The sequence below is a fragment of the Vibrio sp. Vb0888 genome (genome assembly GCF_033338835.1).
GTDB lineage: Bacteria > Pseudomonadota > Gammaproteobacteria > Enterobacterales > Vibrionaceae > Vibrio > Vibrio alginolyticus.
In genome coordinates this window covers 137,691-155,776 of record NZ_JAWOTL010000001.1, presented here as the reverse complement: position 1 = coordinate 155,776, position 18,086 = coordinate 137,691, and the positions used below count along the sequence as shown (strand labels likewise).

Here is an 18,086-nt window from a genome sequence, read left to right as displayed (position 1 = left end):
TGTGCTTAAGTTTAGACTGTAGGTAAGGCGTTTGATGTAGACATTGGATAGATGAGAAGTTTTTTGTATGAAATCCGCAAGCAGCGCATGTGAATTTCTCGCCATCCGATGAAATGAGATATTCATCTCCTTGGCAGAGTGGGCAATTCAGGTTCTCTATGTCTTTTGTGTCTTTGTAATTATTCATATTGTTTTCCAGCAGCAAATTGGAATTGGCAAGATCAAGCATAGCGGAACGCTCTGTTTAAGAACATTATTTCATCCGGTACAGCGAGAACTTGAGATTCACTTCAAATATCCACTTGGATGTCGTAGAAAATATCGAAGGTAATAGTTGAACACGGTTTAAAGAAAAGGGCTCCCTAAGGAGCCCTTGTTGATCATAAGTTCCACAACGTTATGCGGTGCGGTAGCGTTGTAATATCTCACCAAGAGAAACGGAGGCTTGCGTGAGATTAGCGACGCCAGCGGTAGATTGCTCCGCCACTTCTCTGATTGTGCTTGATTGACTACGAATTTCTGAAAGTTCCGATGCAATATCGTTAGCAACTGCGCTTTGTTCTTCAGCAGATGTGGAAATCTGAATGCTCATGTCCATTAATGAGCGTGCTGACTCGGCAATAGAGGTAACATCATGGCCGATTTCATCAATAAGCTGGCTGCTGGTTTGAGCTTGCTGAACGGTTCGGTTGGTGATTGAAGCAATGTTCTGGCTCTCAATTTGAAGCTTCTCAATCATGGCTTGGATCTCTACTGTTGCTTGTTGAGTTCTGCTTGCTAATGTACGTACTTCATCGGCAACCACTGCAAATCCACGACCTTGTTCACCAGCACGGGCTGCTTCGATTGCTGCGTTTAGTGCCAACAGATTAGTTTGTTCTGAAATGGCGTTAATCGTTGTGATCACGTCATTAATCTGCGTCGTATTCTCGTTTAAATTGGTTACTGACGTAGAGGCTTGTTCAATATAGCTAGATAACGTCTCTATCTCGCCAATCACGTTTTGTACACGGCTTCTGCTTAGTTCGATCTTCTGGGCATCTTGGTCTGACTGCGTCGTTGCTTGTTGAGAAATACTTGATACCTCCTTTGCAGAGGCTGTCATTTCTTCCATTGCCGTCGCGACTGAATCAAGCGTTTGATATTGATGAGATATCTGGGTTTCACTCAACTGCATATCTTTTTCGAATGCAGAAGATGTCTCGCTCAACATCGTTGCATTATTTTTAACACTATTAACCAGTTCACTTAAGGTATCCATAGACTTGTCTAGCGCACAGCCGATGGTACCGAATTCATCTCGACCTGGATGGAAACCAAGACGAGAGGTTAAGTCACCGTCACCAATTTTTTCGGTTGTTGTATATAAAACCCACAGAGCTCCTCCGATAAACGTTGCCACCCAGTAAGAGAATAGGGCAAAAGGAATAACCCATAAGAAGCTGAGTAATAGTGACGATAGAGCTGATGATTTTAACGATTCGTATTGTGTGGACACATTTTGAGTCAGCTTAATCACTTCTCCAGAATGCAACTTGGCATAAGCGGTCACAGACCCATCGACAAAAGAACTCTCGCTTACGCGGTTCGATTTCGATACGCCGTCAATTTCTGTAGCGCGGTTTGATTGAGCATCAACGATACCAGAAAGCTTCGCTTCGCTCGCCGAGATGGCTTGCTGCTCAAATTGTTGTATTTCATTGAAGTAGCGGCTTCCAGCCACTGAAGTGAGGGCTACTAAAAATAGTAGGAATATAACCCACATTTTGTCGTTGATAGACATCTTGATAAACAGCCTGTCTATCGTTCTAAACTCAACTTCTCTCATTTAAAGCTCCATTAGAGATAAAAGATATTGACCAAATCTATTGCTATATCGAAACAAAATATGCGAAGTTAATCAGCAAAATATGTAACGAATACTAAATTTAGTTTAAGAAATGAGATCTAAGGACGCCTATAACAGTATGTTATATCTTTAAATTGACATGAATGTTGATAAAAGAGTCATTTCTCTAAAGTGTTAAGCGGATATGAAATCTAATTGCAATCGTTTACTTTTGATTATGCTCATAGGTTTTTAAATCTTTACTTCTCGCTGTCATGAATGTGTCATATAAAGACTATAAAAAGGAGTTGCTGATGTGGATATGGCAAGAGCCAGGCCGTCAGCAAGTAAAAGCAAGAGAGCTTAAAATAAAGGAGGTCACAATGAGCGACCAATACCAAAACGATGAGAGCCTAGAGCTGCTAGATGCGCTTGAAATTGGCATTATCTTGTCGGAATACGTTGGCTCAGACAACGAAGCCGAATAGCGGAACACTCTCATCTCGTCGTAATTGACGTTATACTAGGTTCATGTCACACCAAGCCCTAGAGGCCAAAACTGGCGTCGAATGAACTTTCTAGCCCACCTGCATATCGCAGAACACAGTAACAGCCATTTATTGGGAAACTTGCTTGGAGACTTCGTAAAAGGAGATCCAAGCAAGCTGTATGATCGCGATATCTCAAATGGCATCAGATTACATAGATTTGTTGACCGTATTACTGACCATCATCCAATCGTCAACGAATGTAAGCCTCATTTCACTGGTGTTGCGAGACGTTTTGCACCTATCGCTTTAGATATGTTTTGGGATCATTGCCTCGCAAAACACTGGAACGACTTTCATTCCGTGTCTCTCGAACACTTTGTAAAAACGGCATACGAGCGAGTAAACCGAGAGGTTCATGAACATTTGCCGCCACGTTTTTTGGTGCTCCACAGCAGAATGTGGCATGGCCGATGGCTTCAATCCTATCAAGATCTAGACAATATAGAATTTGCACTACATCGGATGTCGCAAAGAAGTCCTAGAATGGCAGACTTAACCACAACATTTAAAGTGATTGAAAGTGATTACACTGAATTAGAAGAGAAGTTCTCGTCACTTTATCGAGATGTTTTGCGCCAGTCGTATGATTTTCAGCAACAGCTTAATGACTCAACTCAATGAGATAGAAAAGTAGTATGGCTTTAGGGGCTCTGGTAAACTCTGCGCTCCAAAAATAATGAGGTTACACATGTCTGTTAATTTTGCTGATTTAGGCATCGAACAAAAGCTAATCGAGACGCTAGGCAATCTAAATATCGTGACGCCAACACCAGTGCAAGAAAAGTCAATTCCACACGTCCTTGCAGGAAAAAACTTACTTGCTGCTGCACAAACTGGTACGGGAAAAACGGCTGCGTTTGGTTTACCTATCATACAAACCGTTCAGCAAAAGAAACTTAACGGCACACCTCAAGCATTGATTTTGGTTCCAACACGCGAGCTTGCACAGCAGGTATTTGATAATTTGAATCAGTACTCGGCAGAAACAGAACTTCGCATCGTGTGTGTTTATGGTGGTACAAGCATTGGCGTACAAAAGAGAAAGTTAGAAGAGGGCGCTGATATTTTGATTGCCACGCCAGGCCGCCTTTTGGATCACCTGTTTAATGGTAACGTAAACATCTCTAAAACCGGTATGCTCGTGTTAGACGAAGCCGACCGTATGTTAGATATGGGATTTTGGCCTGACTTGCAGCGCATCTTCCGACGTTTGCCTGCTGAGAAACAGATCCTATTGTTCTCTGCGACATTTGAGAAGCGAATCAAAACTATAGCGTATAAACTCATGGAATCGCCAGTTGAAGTCGAAGTTTCACCAGCAAATACGACTGCTGAAACGGTAACACAAATGGTTTATCCAGTGGATAAAAAACGGAAACGTGAATTGCTAGCGTACTTAATTGGCTCGCGGAATTGGCAGCAAGTGCTTGTATTTACAAAAACGAAGCAAGGCAGTGATGAGTTAGCGAAAGAGCTCAAGTTAGATGGCATCAAAGCGGTTTCTATCAACGGCGATAAATCACAAGGTGCCCGCCAAAGAGCTTTGGATGAATTTAAACAAGGTAAGGTACGTGCTTTGATTGCAACCGATGTGGCAGCACGAGGGTTAGACATTCAAGAGCTAGAACAAGTCGTGAACTTTGATATGCCATTCAAAGCAGAAGATTATGTCCATCGAATTGGCCGCACTGGAAGAGCAGGAAAGTCAGGTTTGGCGGTTTCTCTGATGAGTAGAGATGAGGAGTACTTGTTGCAAGCTATCGAGAATCTGCTTGATCAACGCTTACCCCAAGAATGGCTGGCAGGTTTCGAACCAAGTCTTGTAGAAGAAGTTGAGCCTGAACAAAATGGGGGTGGGCGTCGTCGTAGTCGTTCATCTGAGAAGCGTAAGCTAAAAGCAAAATTGGCGATTCATAAGAATCGTGGTAAATCACGTAGCTCTCGCTAAACCGCGCAAACTTTTGTTCTTACATAGTCAGGCTGTTTTTGCCTCTTCATAGGCGTCTAACGTTTGGGGGATAGCAAGTAGGTACCCTTGATACATATCGAAACCGAGCTTTTTCATTAAGCGAAGTTGATGCTCGGTTTCAATTCCTTCGATAACGGTTTTAGAGCATAACGCTTTTGCGAGTGATAATGCATCGTTAAGCGCTTTAAAATCACCGTTTTCATACCTTAGCAATAAAGAGCGATCCATCTTGATTATATCTGGGCAAACGCTTCTCACTCGCTCAGTTGTCGATGCATTGACGCCATAATCGTCAATCGCTAATTTAAATCCTTCAAGACTTAACTCCCGAGCAGCTTGAGACAAAGAGAGTTCATCCTCCACCTTCAATTCAAGTAACTCCATGACGATTTGTTCATTCATCAAATGCGATTCATAAATGGTTTGTTTTAGCAGTCGGTTATACGTGATGTCTTTGACTAGTATCTCTGCCGCTACCGGTAATACATTGAGAAACAATTGTTTTGTGTGAAAGCGAGACTGAGAGAAATTTTTGATATGGATTAGGCGACTTAAGCGTTCAACATTGAGCAAATCTTGAGTGGGAGTCGCTTTGGATTGGAAAAACTGATCTGGCCTAACCATGTTGCCATTGGCATTGCTAATTCTTACCAGTGCTTCAAGGCCAACGATGGAAATATCGTTCTTATATATGGGTTGAAAGACACTGCGGAGAGTGAAGTTCGCGTATTTCGCAATATACTGCCCGTCGGCTTGTTTCCGGATGCAACTAAGTAGTTGCGAGATGCTCATCATTGTTACCACAACCTAAATCAATGTCTCAACATCAGCGTTATCGCGCTAATTTTTCTATTTCATTGGCAATGAATCTAAGTGTGCTCATTAACTCAAGCAAGAACGATGGTAATGGATGGGTAGGTTTGTCGAGTGACATCAAACAAATTGATGAAATAATTGATAATCTCAGCACTTCAATTTGATGCTACCATTGCAGTACGGCATACAACTGCAAATATTTTCTGACTAACTGCTGTTTGTTCGAACGCCGTAAAGGATGCCCAAACTTAATGTAACAAGGGCTAATACCGAATCGAGTGTCCAACGATTGCGTGAGTTGCGACTCGCTGGTGTACAGTGTGATTCCTTGTTCTGTGTATTCGTTGATCTGATCGGGTAGTTCCCCCATCCACCAATGAAGCAATTCTCGGCTCGTTTTGCTGCGACTTATCCAATGATCACAAACCAAAAAGAGTAGGTCATTAGGCTGTAAGGCATAGCCATATTCACTCTGCCATTCCGTAATTGATGAGAGTAAGTTTTCCCGGCAAGATTTTCCGGCACTGACCATATGGTGACTCAGAACCCAGACAGTGCCGATGTCGGATGAAATTCGATAGTGATGGGGAAGGTCTGGAGAATCCAACACTTCGATTGGCTTTATCACGCAGTTGTATCCAAAGTGACGAAAAGTATGTTCCATCCTTCTTGAAAACGCGAGACCAAGATGATGCTCACTCATGCCTTGGTTATGCACCGCAGGGTAATGCTTTTCACACAGCTTAAGACAGTCGTCTTGAAAATCATTAACACTTTGAATAACTAGGTCGAGTAGCAAAGAATATCCCTTAATAATTACAAAACGAACTGCAAAAGGTTAGCATAGTCTTTTGAGAATAGACTAATTTACTTCGGCAACTTCTTGATCTAAACACCAAATTTCTCACAAATGACCGTGTCTAATCTTTAATAGAGCAACACGAAAGAAGCAGAAGTTGAACAAAAATTTGAAAGGGAAAAAATGATAAAGCTAGAACGCGCACAAAAAGAGGCGCTGGCCACCGCCATTCAAGATTACATGCAAGACGAGCTAGATGTTGAAATTGGCCAGTTCGATAGTGAGTTTCTAATTGATTTTATTACAGAAAAACTAGGGCCAATTTACTATAACAAGGGTGTTGAAGATGCTAAGTTACTGGTTGAACGCAGAATGTTAGAAGTTTCCGAAGAGCTGTATGAGATAGAACAAGAAGTTAAGCTGTAAGTTTCAGTTTTGCAAACGATTTAAAGTTCCTTCAAAAAATTCGAACAACTTGATAGATACGGTACCATTGGCTGGATGTAAATGATGGTAAATAATCTGTTTCATATGACGTAAATAGGTTAATGTAGTGTTTCTTGCTCAGCATTAACTTAGGAATATATCTAGGAACTTGAGATGGATACACTGGTAAAGAATTACAACCTTACTGCACGCGTGATGCATTGGTTATCAGCGCTGTGCATTATTGGTCTATTTGCAGTGGGTTTGTGGATGGTCGACCTTAGCTATTACAGCGAATGGTATCGAACTGCGCCGCATTACCATCGCTCTGTCGGTATTTTACTCGCTATTTTAACTTTGGCACGCATCGTATGGAAACATGTGACGGCGTCACCAAAGGTAGAAGGCAAACGTTACGAAGTGCTTGCTGCTAAAGCGGCGCATGGTGTCATGTATCTACTATTGGTCACCATCTTTGTTTCAGGTTACCTCATTTCAACGTCTGATGGACGCGGCATCGAAGTGTTTAATTGGTTCACCGTGCCAGGAGCGGGAGAGTTATTCCCAGGCCAATCAGATATTGCAGGTGAGATTCACTTCTATGCAGCTTGGGCAGTCATCCTGATTGCAGGTTTACATGCTATTGCTGCACTAAAACACCACTTTATCGATAAAGACAACACATTAAGAAAAATGTTAGGAGCTTCAAAATGAAAAAGTCACTTTTCGCTACAGGATTAGCTATCGCTATGGCACTGCCATTTGGTGCGCAAGCTGCAGATTATGTCATCGATACCAAAGGTGCTCACGCTTCAATCAACTTTAAAGTTAGCCACTTGGGTTACAGTTTCATCAAAGGTCGTTTCAATACATTTTCTGGTGACTTTTCTTTTGATGAAAACAACATTGCTGACTCAAAAGTAAATGTTGTTGTTGATACAACCAGCCTAGATTCAAACCATGCTGAACGTGACAAACACATTCGTAGTGGTGACTTCATTGATGCTGGTAAATACAGTGAAGCAACCTTTACGAGCACGAAAGTGGTTGATAAAGGCAATGGCAAACTAGATGTAACTGGTGATCTAACGCTACACGGTGTTACTAAGCCTATTACTATTGAGGCTGAATTCGTTGGTGCTGGCAGTGACCCATGGGGCGGCGAGCGCGCTGGCTTTGTTGGCAACACTCGCCTAGAGCTTGCTGACTTTGACATCCCAGTAATGGGTGCTTCAAGCTACGTCGATATGGAACTTCATATCGAAGGTATTAAGAAGTAATTAGTTCCTTTTAGATACACTAAAAGCGCTCTTCACTTGAAGAGCGCTTTTTTATTATCTTAATCACATCACTAACATCGATAAACCCGTCAGTGATAGCGATTGAAAGCCAATAGACGTTGTAAATGTTTAGCGAATTACGCTGTTTCTAACTCGCTTTTTTCCACTAGGTTTAAACGCTCACCAAAAATCGGGCGTAGTGCTTTTAATACTTCAGTACGAGTAACCACCCCGACCATCTGCCCATTTTCAAGCACAGGAAGCACTTGTGGCTTACTTACTTTGATACTTTTAGCGCGTTCTTCGAGAGACAAAGACGTCAAGCGAGTGGCAATACCCATACTGCTCGCTGGGTACAACTGCTCTTTATCGATACATAGGAATTCCACAACATCAACGAGGCGATCACCAGCGTCAATTGCGACCACATCTCGGCTCATGATGTCTACGACTTTTTGGTCTTTCACCGGAATGTAGTCCTCACACCATAGTTCTACCATCACATCGTGAGCAGAGAAGAAGCCAACTAATCGATTTTGTACGTCTACAACAGGTGCGCTAGTTACGTTGTTATCAAGTAACACATCCAGCGCGGCTGCAATTGGCGTTTCTGCACGAATGGTGACTGGTTTTTGGTTCATAATGTCTTTAACAAAAGAAGCATTTTTCATGGTGAAATCCTTAACTGACGACAGTGTTGTAGTTGTAGTGATAGAAGAAATATTCGCTGCTTTTAGTTCTGGTCGGCGAAAAATACACCAGTTTGAAAGGCCAACTAATACCGCTCCGCCGACGATGTTGCCAAGCGTGACAGGAATTAAGTTAGCGGTAATAAAGTGGCTAATGTTTAGGTCTGTGTATTGTGACGCGGGCACACCGACAGATGCCCAAAAAGATTCAGGTGCAAAATTCGCGATAACAATACCAAGTGGAACCATAAACATGTTCGCAACACAGTGCTCAAAACCGCTGCTGACAAACATTGCCACAGGCAAAATTGTCATTGCTGCTTTTGTCATTGCATTTGCAGAACTAAATGTCAGCCAAATCGCTAGGCAGACCAACAGGTTACAGAGAATACCGAGTGCAAACGCTTGAATGAGAGTGTGGTGAAGTTTGTGTTGTGCGATGTTAAGCGCATTTAATCCCCATTGACCGCCATCCATCTGATAAAGACCAGCAGCAGTAACCAGCGCAAGTAGGAACATCGCACCAATAAAGTTACCAACGTAAACTTTGCCCCAGATCGAAAGCATCTTACCGAACGAGATTTGTTTATTGGCCCAAGAAATACTGGATAGGACGGAGCTGGTAAATAATTCACCACCGCAGATCACTATGAGGATCAATCCCATGCTAAATGAGAGTCCACCAGCTAGGCGGCTCAAGCCCCAACCAGCGCCCGTACTGCCGGTGGTCACCGTGATGTAAAACAAGAATGCTAACCCGATGAACGCGCCGGCCATAATCGCGAGGCTTAATGTCATACTGCTGGTTTTGTTTGCCTTACTTAACGCAAATTTTTCCGCTTCAACCATCATCTCTTTTGGAGAAAAATACTGGTGATTTTGAGAACTGGTCACCGCCATATTGACTCCTTAATTTGTAATCGCATAAAAAATCCTTGGTTATTAACTCAAAAATGAAATTGTTGTTTTTATTAAGAGCCTCAATGACTTCGGTTTCAAAACCATTGAGGCTTGCGGTGTTCCCGAACCGCGTACTCAGAATAGGGAGAACGGTTAGTAAGGTAAAATTGATAATGTTTAGAAACCTCATCAAATTAATTGATAACTTTACGGGGCTAGGTAAAATGAACTCTATTGCTTATTGGGGCATGCTTTAACAATTGTGGGAATTGGGAAATACCCACTAATAATGGAGGACACTTTGCGCTACTCACTTAAGCAATTAGCGGTTTTCGACGCAGTTGCAGATACCGGCAGTGTAAGCCAAGCCGCAGAAAAATTGGCTTTGACACAATCAGCGACGAGTATGTCGCTTGCGCAATTAGAGAAGATGCTTGGCAGGCCGTTGTTTGAGAGGCAAGGCAAGCAAATGGCGTTAACCCATTGGGGGATGTGGTTACGACCAAAAGCAAAACGCTTGCTACAAGATGCATTGCAGATTGAAATGGGCTTCTATGAGCAACATTTATTGAGTGGTGAGATTCGTATGGGAGCGAGTCAAACCCCAGCAGAGCACTTAGTTCCCGACCTTATCAGTATCATTGATAATGACTTTCCAGAAATGCGTATTTCCCTCGGTGTACAAAGTACAAAAGGGGTGATTGATGGGGTATTAGATTACAAGTATGACTTAGGGATTATTGAAGGGCGCTGTGATGATAACCGTTTACACCAAGAAGTATGGTGTCGTGATCATCTTACTGTTGTCGCAGCTTCTCATCATCCTTTTGCGCGTAATCAGTCTGTTAGCCTTGCGCAGTTAGAGCAAGCGAAGTGGGTACTAAGAGAGCATGGCTCTGGCACACGAAAAACATTTGATAGTTCTATTCACCACCTTATTGAAGATTTGGATGTGTGGCGCGAGTACGAACACGTTCCGGTGTTACGTAGTTTAGTTGCTAATGGTCAGTACCTTACTTGCTTACCGTATTTAGATGTAGAGCGATATATAGAAGCAGGTCATCTTGTGGCATTAAATGTACCTGAGTTAAAAATGGAAAGGACGCTTTCATTTATATGGCGCTCAGATATGGCAGAAAACCCATTAGTCGACTGCATTAAAAGAGAGGGACTGCGAATGATGAAGGGGAAGCCTTCAGTTCTTTAAAGGTTGATTAAACATGCCTACGAGATGAGTTGGGTTTATTCCCTAAATCTGTTGATTTATCGGTTGCGTCAAACTTTTAATGTAAATTGTGAAAATAATAATATCTTATTGTGATCAATATCACCGATAAGCTGAGCTGATGTATCTAACATGTGTCCTTGATTTCAATGTATGAAGGCAGTTATTGAACCATATAGGTACGATAATAGCCGAGCAGGTATGACTACCATGACGACACTTTTAGCTATTTCTATCACTACTGGAATTTTATCTGGCGTATGGGGTTGGATCGCCATCTCTTCAGGTTTGCTTTCTTGGGCTGGTTTTTTAGGTTGCACGAGCTACTTTGCAGCGCCAACGAGCGGATTGAAAGGACTAGGTATCAGCTTAATCACCAATATGACAGGCGTATTCTGGGCAATGGTAATTATTCACGGTTCCACTTACGTGGGGTTGGAAATTATTGGCTATGTGATTACCGCTATTGTGGCATTCTTCATGTGTATTCAAGCTAAACAGGCTTGGCTCGCGTACATCCCTGGTACTTTTATTGGTTCATGCGCAACATTTGCGGCTGACGGAAACTGGCAACTAGTCATTCCATCGTTGTTGCTAGGTGGTGTGTTTGGCTATCTAATGAAAGCGACAGGGCTATGGTTGCATACGAAATCAACCGCTACTTCTTCTTCGCTTGCTGAGCAAGCACAGTAGTGAACCCCCGATCTTATTGGTATCCACTGTGTATTGAGTTTTATCCCTCTCAATACCCTTAATCAAAATTAATGATGTTTGATACAAGCACACCAAATTGGTGTGCTTTTTTTGTATTACAAGACAATACGCTGAGTGTAAAATACGCCTAACTCATGTATTGCCGTTGGCCATGGTAACAACGCGTTTAAGTGTCCAGCGCAGAAGAACAGGAATACACTCCATGCCTTTCTCTTCACAATGAGAAACAATAGCCAAAGCTAAGTCCGGTTTTGCATGTTTTTTCAAAACACGATTTACGACTTTTTTAGCAGGGATAGGGTGGTCATGAGGAACTTTGATGATGTCCTTAAAGAAAAGTTCAAAACCATTGTTGTACAGAAAGTGCTCGATGTCTCGGTCGGGTAACTCCGTAAGTCGATGCCTTTCCTGATCATGGTCGAGCTGTGCTCGCACTGCATGCGCGTACTTTTTCCCTGCTGGGTCGCCATCGGTAACGACATGCCAATCAATACCAAACTCTTTTGCTACTTTGATGAGTGATTTTAGACCTGATTGAGCAAACTCAACGATTTGAACCCCTTCGGCAGCCAAGTCATACCCGCATTGACGAGCCAGTTCATGAAAAAGCCAAACTTCGGTTTCGCCCTCAACAAGTAACCAGCACCGTGCAAATAATGCTCCTGAACGATGAAAACGAATATGGAAACCAATTCGGCGCAACTCATCTCGACCAAACTTTGTTGAGTTTAAACTCTTAGCGATGGTTCTGTCTGATAGCCGAATTAAACGTCGAATTGAATACAGTGGAACAGAACCGAGTAACGTGCCACTGTTGGTGGTTAATATCTTTTGCATTGGCAACAATTGCAATAAGGACCACGCTCTCGCTAGATGAGTTGGATGCAGTCGACCTTCTGGATCTTCAATGATCAGTATTGGTCTCGCACAGCGCCTTAAATCGGTGGGACCCTTAGCTTGAAGATAGGCATTGAGTAACCCCATTAAAAGCAAGCGGCTTTGTTTGTCATTGGTTTCTTTCAAGAACTGACTCAAGCCTTTATCAGAGGAAGGGCTTGTATAGAAAAGACCATCACGAGGTTTGCGTGGGTTGCCTTTACTGACACTTCTGAACGCGAAATAGTGTTCAACAAGCGTTTGCATTGAGTCGAGGCTACTACGAATCTCACCTTTATTCACATGGCCAGGCATAGCCAATAAGCGTCGACAGGTGTTGCTGATTCGTTTTTCAATCCGAGCATTTTTACCATCGCCGTTGACATGGTTTAAATCTGGGAAGCGTCGGGAGTCACGTAGTCGGATTACAGGATGAAGTGTCATTAACTCAATAGCGAGTTTCTCTGAGTGGTGAAGTTTTTTGGGTTTGCCGTTATGATCCAAAAACGCGTACTTTGTATTAATGCCGTGCTCATCGCGAGACGCACTAATACGATAGTAAATGACTTGCTCACCATCTTCGTTGGTGCACCATGTAGGCTTTATGCGTCTGTAGCGTCCCGCTTTTACTTCGTTTTTATCCTGTGCTTTAAAACAAACAATGATCTGTAAGTGTTGTGTTTGTGGATGAGAAATTGAGTAGTCAACGTGAAAATCTTTCAGTTTGAATTGATACAATGAGCCATTGGCAGGTAGTGCGATGGAAAGGGCATCGAGCAATGATGATTTGCCCCACGTGTTTTCACCGATGAGCGTGGTGAGTTCGTCAAAAGAGAGTGAAAGGCGTTTGATGCCTCTAAACCCGGAGATTTCGATGCGTTCTAGTCTCATCTCAATCCTCCTTGCAATTATTTGAATTATCGAGAGTTATTTTGCTACTCCTAAGCATATATGAATTCGGAATTTTTGAGTTAAGCTCAGTTCACAAAATTACGAGAGCCTCTTACTGAATAGAGACCGTTACAAGCGAGGCTTGTTTTCAAAGCCGGGGGACAGCATCGTGATCACTTAAACATGAAACCCTAAATCGCAGTTTCATAAAATTCATGATTCTGTCATGATTCACTTCTTATTATTATAAGGAATGAAAAAAGAGAAGATGAAGATGAATAACAATCATAAGCCAGTGAGAATCAAACTGGCACACATCAATGACACACATTCCTACTTTGAACCAACGTCATTACAGTTAAAGCTTAAGATAAACAATGAACTCACGCTAGAACCCTATGTCAGTGCTGGCGGCTTTTCTCGTATCGCAACCAGAGTCGAGCAGTTAAGAGATGATGCTCAGCGCCAAGGTCATGGGATGTTGTTCCTCCATGCCGGAGATTGCTTCCAAGGCACGCTGTATTTCTCACTATTTAAAGGCAAAGCCAATGCCGACTTATTGAACGCATTAAAGATTGATGCAATGGCGTTAGGTAACCATGAATTAGATATGGGGAATGAGCCAGTTGCATTGTTTTGCCAACGTACTCAGTTCCCATTGCTTGCTGGCAACTGGGATTTATCCAATGAATCACTTAAAAAACCTCACCGTATCAGTGATTGCAAGGATGTATATAGTTACCAACCGGATACACAGAGCGCTCAATACATTGTTAAAGAATTCCATGGTGAGCGGGTCGCGATTTTCGGATTATCCATAGATAAAATGAGCGACATCGCAAACCCTGATGCAGACACGCCTTTTCACTCAGCAATTGAAACCGCCAAGGCGACCGTAAAACAAATCCATTCATCAGGTATAAAAAATATTATTCTTCTGAGCCACTTAGGTTATGAAGGTGATTTAGAGTTAGCTGAGCAAGTCGCAGGTATTGGAATAATTGTTGGTGGACACAGCCACCGGTTGCAAGGTGATTTTTCATCAATAGGGTTAGGACAAGACGATCCCTACGGTATCAAAATTAATGATACCTATGTGGTGCAAGCGGGTTTCCATGCTTTGACAATGGGGCACTGTGTCATTGAGTTTGATGAACACGGTAAAGCAACGATGTTGAGTGGACAAAATGAACTGTTGCTGGGTCGACGTATTTTTTGGGACTCGACGCTAAACCAACAGCTCGACCAAGGTGTATTCGAAACCGCGTGCGACTTCATCCATGGTCAACCGAATGTCGTGGTTTGTAAGAAACACCCGGAAACTCAAGCGATCCTGAGCGATAAATATATTCCTCAGGTCAGGCAGTTACAGTCACAAGTCATTGCTAGTGTTGACACCAAAAAGCGTCATGTGAGAATTCCCGATGAATTTGGTGAGAGTGAGTTGGCTTCCTCCGTTGCCCGATCATTTCTGCACTGTTTAAACAAACGTGGATATGACGTTCAATTTGCAATTCATAATGCGGGTGGTGTGCGAACCTCTTTGAACCCTGGCAACATTACAGTGGCAGACATTGCCGGACGGCTGTTGCCTTTTGCCGTTCCTATCGGCTTTTACGATGTAAAAGGCAGCGCTATTCGCCGTGCACTTGAAGGCGCGATAAATAATGCACTCAACAATGGCGTAGAAGGCACTGGATCTGGCAGTTATCCGTACACTTACAATTTAAACTTCGAGTACCACGCAGATGCCCCAAAAGGTGAAAGAGTTCAATCATTAGTGATTTTTGATGGTAAACAATGGGTAGGTGTTCAAGATGATGTTTGGTATCGAGGGACTTCTTCTGCCTATACGATGAAAGGGAAAGAGGGGTACGACGCATTGCAGGAGATGAAAGGAGAAGGGCGTGTGACCAGTTTGTCCATGGCTGATTGTTTTATTGAACTCCTGACCGATGAGCCAAACTGTTTGAATCAAAGTCACAAACTTTACACAAAGCGACGTCGATAATAGATACTGGTATTGATTTTGCTGCTCTCCACTTACTACATGGGTTGATGAGGATGGCAGTATGTGGAATAAAGATTGGGCAGATACGGCAGTCGTGGTTGCCTGGATCGCAATTTGGTCAACACTGGTCTACTTTGTGCCTCTAAGCTGCTTTTGAATTGCTAAGAATGTGGATGTTACAAAAGGGAGCAGTAATGCTCCTTTTTTGTATCTATCTTCCCCGTTAGGGCCCTAACTAATGAAGAGTTTGTCTTGAGCCATTTGCTGCTTTTTGTCTGTTTACTATAGTTCAGGTGGTTGAATCCATTTCTTTCTTTTTATAGTGCTTCCTGATTTTTGATAAGAATTTTATTTCGATAAGACAAGGTTTTTTTGTTGGAAAGCCTGACGCTCGGCGTTATTATGTCGGCGTTTGGGGAGTAGTTAGCGCAAGTTTACTTATCGTCATCTCGTTAAGCATCAGCTTATCCGGTAAGTAAAGGTGTTACGTGGTTTATTCACGTCAACACTTCAACGAGACCAACGCATTCATTGACTAGCAGCACATAATCGTTATGTGGCTGTTGGTTGTTATTGTCTGCGGAAGGTCACCAAACGAAGTCCTTCCGCCATGGGAGGAAATATGTCTCTTATCGAAAATACCACCCAATTGAGCCAATCGGTGCCTCTTCAAGAATCATTAGCGATGTATGGTGCTTTTGGTTTATTTACCCTTGTTCTTGTTACGCTTGATATCTATCAAACACGTGGTGGCGTTATCACGATGAAAAAAGCCATCGTTTGGAGTGTTTTTTGGTTCTTGCTTGCCTTTGTTTTTGCAGGTTCTATTTATTTATTCTGGGACTTTTACGCGCCACATAGCGCTTATACGAACGACAAAGCAACGATTTCATTCTTAACTGGTTACTTACTAGAGAAGTCGTTAAGCGTGGATAACTTGTTTGTGTTTGCCATCATCTTTGCACAATACAGTGTGCCGGAGCATTTGCGTCCGAGAGCATTGCTTTGGGGGGTGATAGGTGCGCTAGTTTTACGCGCTGTCATGATTGCGGTTGGTGCTCAGTTACTTGCACAGTATCACTGGGTATTGTACTTATTTGCTGCTTTCCTTATTTGGACAGGTGTTAAGCTAGCTCGCGACAAAGGCGAAGCAGAAGAGGTTAATCCATATCCGGAGCAGTTGATTCGAAAGGTATTGCCAGTTACAGATGACTACCAAGGAAATCACTTAATCTTAAAGCAAGCTGGTAAGTGGGTGGCAACACCGATGCTGATCGTTGTTGGTGTCATTGCAGTAATGGACGTTATGTTTGCGTTGGATTCTATACCAGCTATATTCGCGGTAACGCGAGAGCCATTTTTAGTCTTAGCCGCGAACGTATTTGCATTATTGGGTTTGCGATCGCTGTACTTTGTTCTTCAAGCAATGTTAGACAAGTTTGTATACTTAAAACCAGCATTATCAGTAATCATGATGTTTATCGGGGTAAAAATGCTATTGGTTGGAACAGAATATGAGATTCCTACAACATGGTCTCTCACATTTTTAGTTGTTGTGATGACATCGGCAGTGGTGGCATCACTCCTAAAAAATAAAGCGAAGCGTCAAACTAGCGTTAATATTACTAATCAAAAAATATAAAGTAAGCACAAAAATCAAAAGAAATAACGAAAAATATTGTTAAATATATGTTGTGAGTTAAGGGGCGATTATGCAGGTAATGTTCAGTTATTCAATGTGATTACAGCAATTGTGATTATTTATGCCGTTATTATTCATTTGTATTTTTGAGTTTTGTAATGAGTTTGTTTTATTAGAAATTCTAATTTGAATGGGTAAAATTTGTCATTTCTTAAACAATAAGAAACTGACTAATATACAACCAACTAAACAGACTACTGCTTTTAAAGAGAGGCAATCATGGCACAAGCAATGCAAATGACAAATGTAGCTTTACCAACCTCTATGGATAAGAAAACCTACGCGGTTAACTTCAAAGGACTGATTGCTCACTTACTGGACATTCTATTTGTAGATAACACTGCGCCACGCAGTTACTACGCAGAAGACTTGTCAGCACATATTCAAAAAGACATCGGTATGTACCGTTAATATTGAAATAATGTAAGAAATACCGGCCTATGAGCCGGTATTTCTTATTTGTAAAACATGCCTACTCAACCTACGCCCTAGAAAAGAAACACTCTAGAGGAGGTAGACATGAGAGTAGATTAAGTGTTGTATAGAAAAACGGGGCACCATTGGTGCCCCGTTTTGACATGACTGAAGTGCGATATTACTTCTTGCGGCAGTATTCTGCGATCACGTACATCGACTGACCACCATTTGCCTTACCCGAAACTAGCTTTGGATCATCGCCAAGGCTAATACCACGAATCACGGTACCTTGCTTGATTACTTGATTAGTGCCTTTTACTGGTAGGTCTTTAATTACTGTTACATCGTCACCTTTCTTAAGTTCAGTGCCGTTACAGTCAACCGTTTTATCGTCAGCAGACATCCCTTTCATTGCCCAGTTCACTTGCTCTTCTTCCATGTACATCATGTCAAGAGCATCTTGAGCCCAGCTTTCTGTGTTTAGGCGAGTGAGTTGGCGCCATGCGGTCACTTGTACAGCAGGAACCTGGCTCCACATGCTTTCGTTTAGACAACGCCAGTGGTTAATGTCTTTTGGCTCATCGATCTCACCCAGACACTTATCACAAACCATGATGGCAGTATCAACCGTCACATTACCGTGAGGTGGGACAGCGTATGCAGTTAGTTGAGATTCAGAAGAACACAGTTCACATTTTGACTCGCAGCGCGCAAGCAGAGTAGCTTCAATAGACATAAGGACTCACCTTAGTAATGTTATTTTGTGGCGGTATTATCCACTTTATCCTGAGAAATAAAAGGGTGTTAGCGAATTAAAGACTAGATTTTACAATACTCCAACCTGATTAAGGTGAAGATGTAAAATATTCGCTAAATAAATAATACGGAAGTATAAAAGACACTATTAATTGTTTTGGCTTATGAATTAGTTGTGTCAATTCTACAACGATTACAAGCCTAAAAGAGGTAAATTTAGAGAGAGGGTGGCTAGA

Annotated in this window: 17 protein-coding genes; 11 read left to right on the top strand and 6 right to left on the bottom strand. The window is 42.3% G+C overall.

Annotated features, from left to right (window positions below; translation table 11 throughout):
* Nucleotides 1–397 precede the first annotated feature (397 nt).
* Nucleotides 398–1,828 carry a methyl-accepting chemotaxis protein gene (locus R7P72_RS00780; protein WP_005376380.1) on the bottom strand — a complete coding sequence of 477 codons (1,431 nt, stop codon included), beginning with the start codon at nt 1,826–1,828 and terminating at the stop codon, nt 398–400.
* Between the two features lie 314 nt (nt 1,829–2,142).
* On the opposite strand from R7P72_RS00780, the gene R7P72_RS00775 reads away from it, so the two are divergent.
* The 3 genes from R7P72_RS00775 (at nt 2,143) to R7P72_RS00765 (ending at nt 4,327) form a co-directional block, all read left to right on the top strand.
* The gene (locus R7P72_RS00775; protein WP_017820948.1) at nt 2,143–2,316 is read left to right on the top strand and encodes a hypothetical protein; all 174 of its coding nucleotides are present in this window, start codon (nt 2,143–2,145) and stop codon (nt 2,314–2,316) included.
* Between the two features lie 81 nt (nt 2,317–2,397).
* Nucleotides 2,398–3,000, top strand: coding sequence for an ACP phosphodiesterase (locus R7P72_RS00770; RefSeq protein WP_053303599.1), 603 nt, complete (start codon nt 2,398–2,400; stop codon nt 2,998–3,000).
* Between the two features lie 67 nt (nt 3,001–3,067).
* The gene (locus R7P72_RS00765; RefSeq protein WP_005376383.1) at nt 3,068–4,327 is read left to right on the top strand and encodes a DEAD/DEAH box helicase; all 1,260 of its coding nucleotides are present in this window, start codon (nt 3,068–3,070) and stop codon (nt 4,325–4,327) included.
* A 27-nt stretch (nt 4,328–4,354) separates the two neighbouring features.
* On the opposite strand, the gene R7P72_RS00760 is transcribed toward R7P72_RS00765, so the two are convergent.
* Both R7P72_RS00760 and R7P72_RS00755 read right to left on the bottom strand, forming a co-directional pair.
* Nucleotides 4,355–5,143 carry an EAL domain-containing protein gene (locus tag R7P72_RS00760; protein WP_017634180.1) on the bottom strand — a complete coding sequence of 263 codons (789 nt, stop codon included), beginning with the start codon at nt 5,141–5,143 and terminating at the stop codon, nt 4,355–4,357.
* A 187-nt stretch (nt 5,144–5,330) separates the two neighbouring features.
* Complete coding sequence (locus tag R7P72_RS00755; protein WP_005376385.1) at nt 5,331–5,963, bottom strand: hypothetical protein; 633 nt, start codon at nt 5,961–5,963, stop codon at nt 5,331–5,333.
* 183 nt (nt 5,964–6,146) lie between these two features.
* Between R7P72_RS00755 and R7P72_RS00750 the strand changes: the two genes are divergently transcribed.
* From R7P72_RS00750 to R7P72_RS00740, 3 genes are all read left to right on the top strand, one after another.
* Nucleotides 6,147–6,389 carry a DUF2164 domain-containing protein gene (locus tag R7P72_RS00750; protein ID WP_005390155.1) on the top strand — a complete coding sequence of 81 codons (243 nt, stop codon included), beginning with the start codon at nt 6,147–6,149 and terminating at the stop codon, nt 6,387–6,389.
* A 174-nt stretch (nt 6,390–6,563) separates the two neighbouring features.
* On the top strand, nt 6,564–7,103 hold the full coding sequence (locus R7P72_RS00745) for a cytochrome b (RefSeq protein WP_005390157.1): 540 nt from the start codon (nt 6,564–6,566) through the stop codon (nt 7,101–7,103).
* On the top strand, nt 7,100–7,669 hold the full coding sequence (locus tag R7P72_RS00740) for a YceI family protein (protein ID WP_017634178.1): 570 nt from the start codon (nt 7,100–7,102) through the stop codon (nt 7,667–7,669). The genes R7P72_RS00745 and R7P72_RS00740 overlap by 4 nt, the downstream gene beginning before the upstream one ends.
* Nucleotides 7,670–7,806: 137 nt before the next feature.
* Here the strand turns inward: R7P72_RS00740 and focA are convergent, their stop codons facing one another.
* The gene (gene focA / locus R7P72_RS00735) at nt 7,807–9,258 is read right to left on the bottom strand and encodes a formate transporter FocA (protein WP_171342929.1); all 1,452 of its coding nucleotides are present in this window, start codon (nt 9,256–9,258) and stop codon (nt 7,807–7,809) included.
* 301 nt (nt 9,259–9,559) lie between these two features.
* Between focA and R7P72_RS00730 the strand changes: the two genes are divergently transcribed.
* Together R7P72_RS00730 and R7P72_RS00725 are read left to right on the top strand one after the other, a co-directional pair.
* Nucleotides 9,560–10,465 (top strand): LysR substrate-binding domain-containing protein, encoded by a 906-nt coding sequence (locus R7P72_RS00730; RefSeq protein ID WP_005376369.1) that lies wholly within the window; start codon nt 9,560–9,562, stop codon nt 10,463–10,465.
* A gap of 228 nt (nt 10,466–10,693) precedes the next feature.
* Nucleotides 10,694–11,176, top strand: a complete 483-nt coding sequence (locus tag R7P72_RS00725) for a DUF1097 domain-containing protein (protein WP_054576000.1) — start codon at nt 10,694–10,696, stop codon at nt 11,174–11,176.
* 153 nt (nt 11,177–11,329) lie between these two features.
* Here R7P72_RS00725 and R7P72_RS00720 read toward each other — a convergent pair whose 3' ends face one another.
* A complete protein-coding gene (locus R7P72_RS00720; protein ID WP_213907027.1) occupies nt 11,330–12,964 on the bottom strand; it encodes an ATP-dependent endonuclease in 1,635 nt (544 codons plus the stop codon).
* A 268-nt stretch (nt 12,965–13,232) separates the two neighbouring features.
* On the opposite strand from R7P72_RS00720, the gene R7P72_RS00715 reads away from it, so the two are divergent.
* From R7P72_RS00715 to R7P72_RS00705, 3 genes are all read left to right on the top strand, one after another.
* Nucleotides 13,233–14,975: a bifunctional metallophosphatase/5'-nucleotidase gene (locus R7P72_RS00715; RefSeq protein ID WP_005376363.1), complete on the top strand. Its 1,743-nt coding sequence runs from the start codon at nt 13,233–13,235 to the stop codon at nt 14,973–14,975.
* A 622-nt stretch (nt 14,976–15,597) separates the two neighbouring features.
* On the top strand, nt 15,598–16,617 hold the full coding sequence (locus R7P72_RS00710) for a TerC/Alx family metal homeostasis membrane protein (protein ID WP_064354768.1): 1,020 nt from the start codon (nt 15,598–15,600) through the stop codon (nt 16,615–16,617).
* Between the two features lie 279 nt (nt 16,618–16,896).
* The gene (locus tag R7P72_RS00705) at nt 16,897–17,088 is read left to right on the top strand and encodes a hypothetical protein (RefSeq protein ID WP_005376351.1); all 192 of its coding nucleotides are present in this window, start codon (nt 16,897–16,899) and stop codon (nt 17,086–17,088) included.
* 184 nt (nt 17,089–17,272) lie between these two features.
* Here R7P72_RS00705 and R7P72_RS00700 read toward each other — a convergent pair whose 3' ends face one another.
* Nucleotides 17,273–17,830, bottom strand: a complete 558-nt coding sequence (locus R7P72_RS00700) for an alkylphosphonate utilization protein (protein ID WP_258618120.1) — start codon at nt 17,828–17,830, stop codon at nt 17,273–17,275.
* Nucleotides 17,831–18,086: the final 256 nt, after the last annotated feature.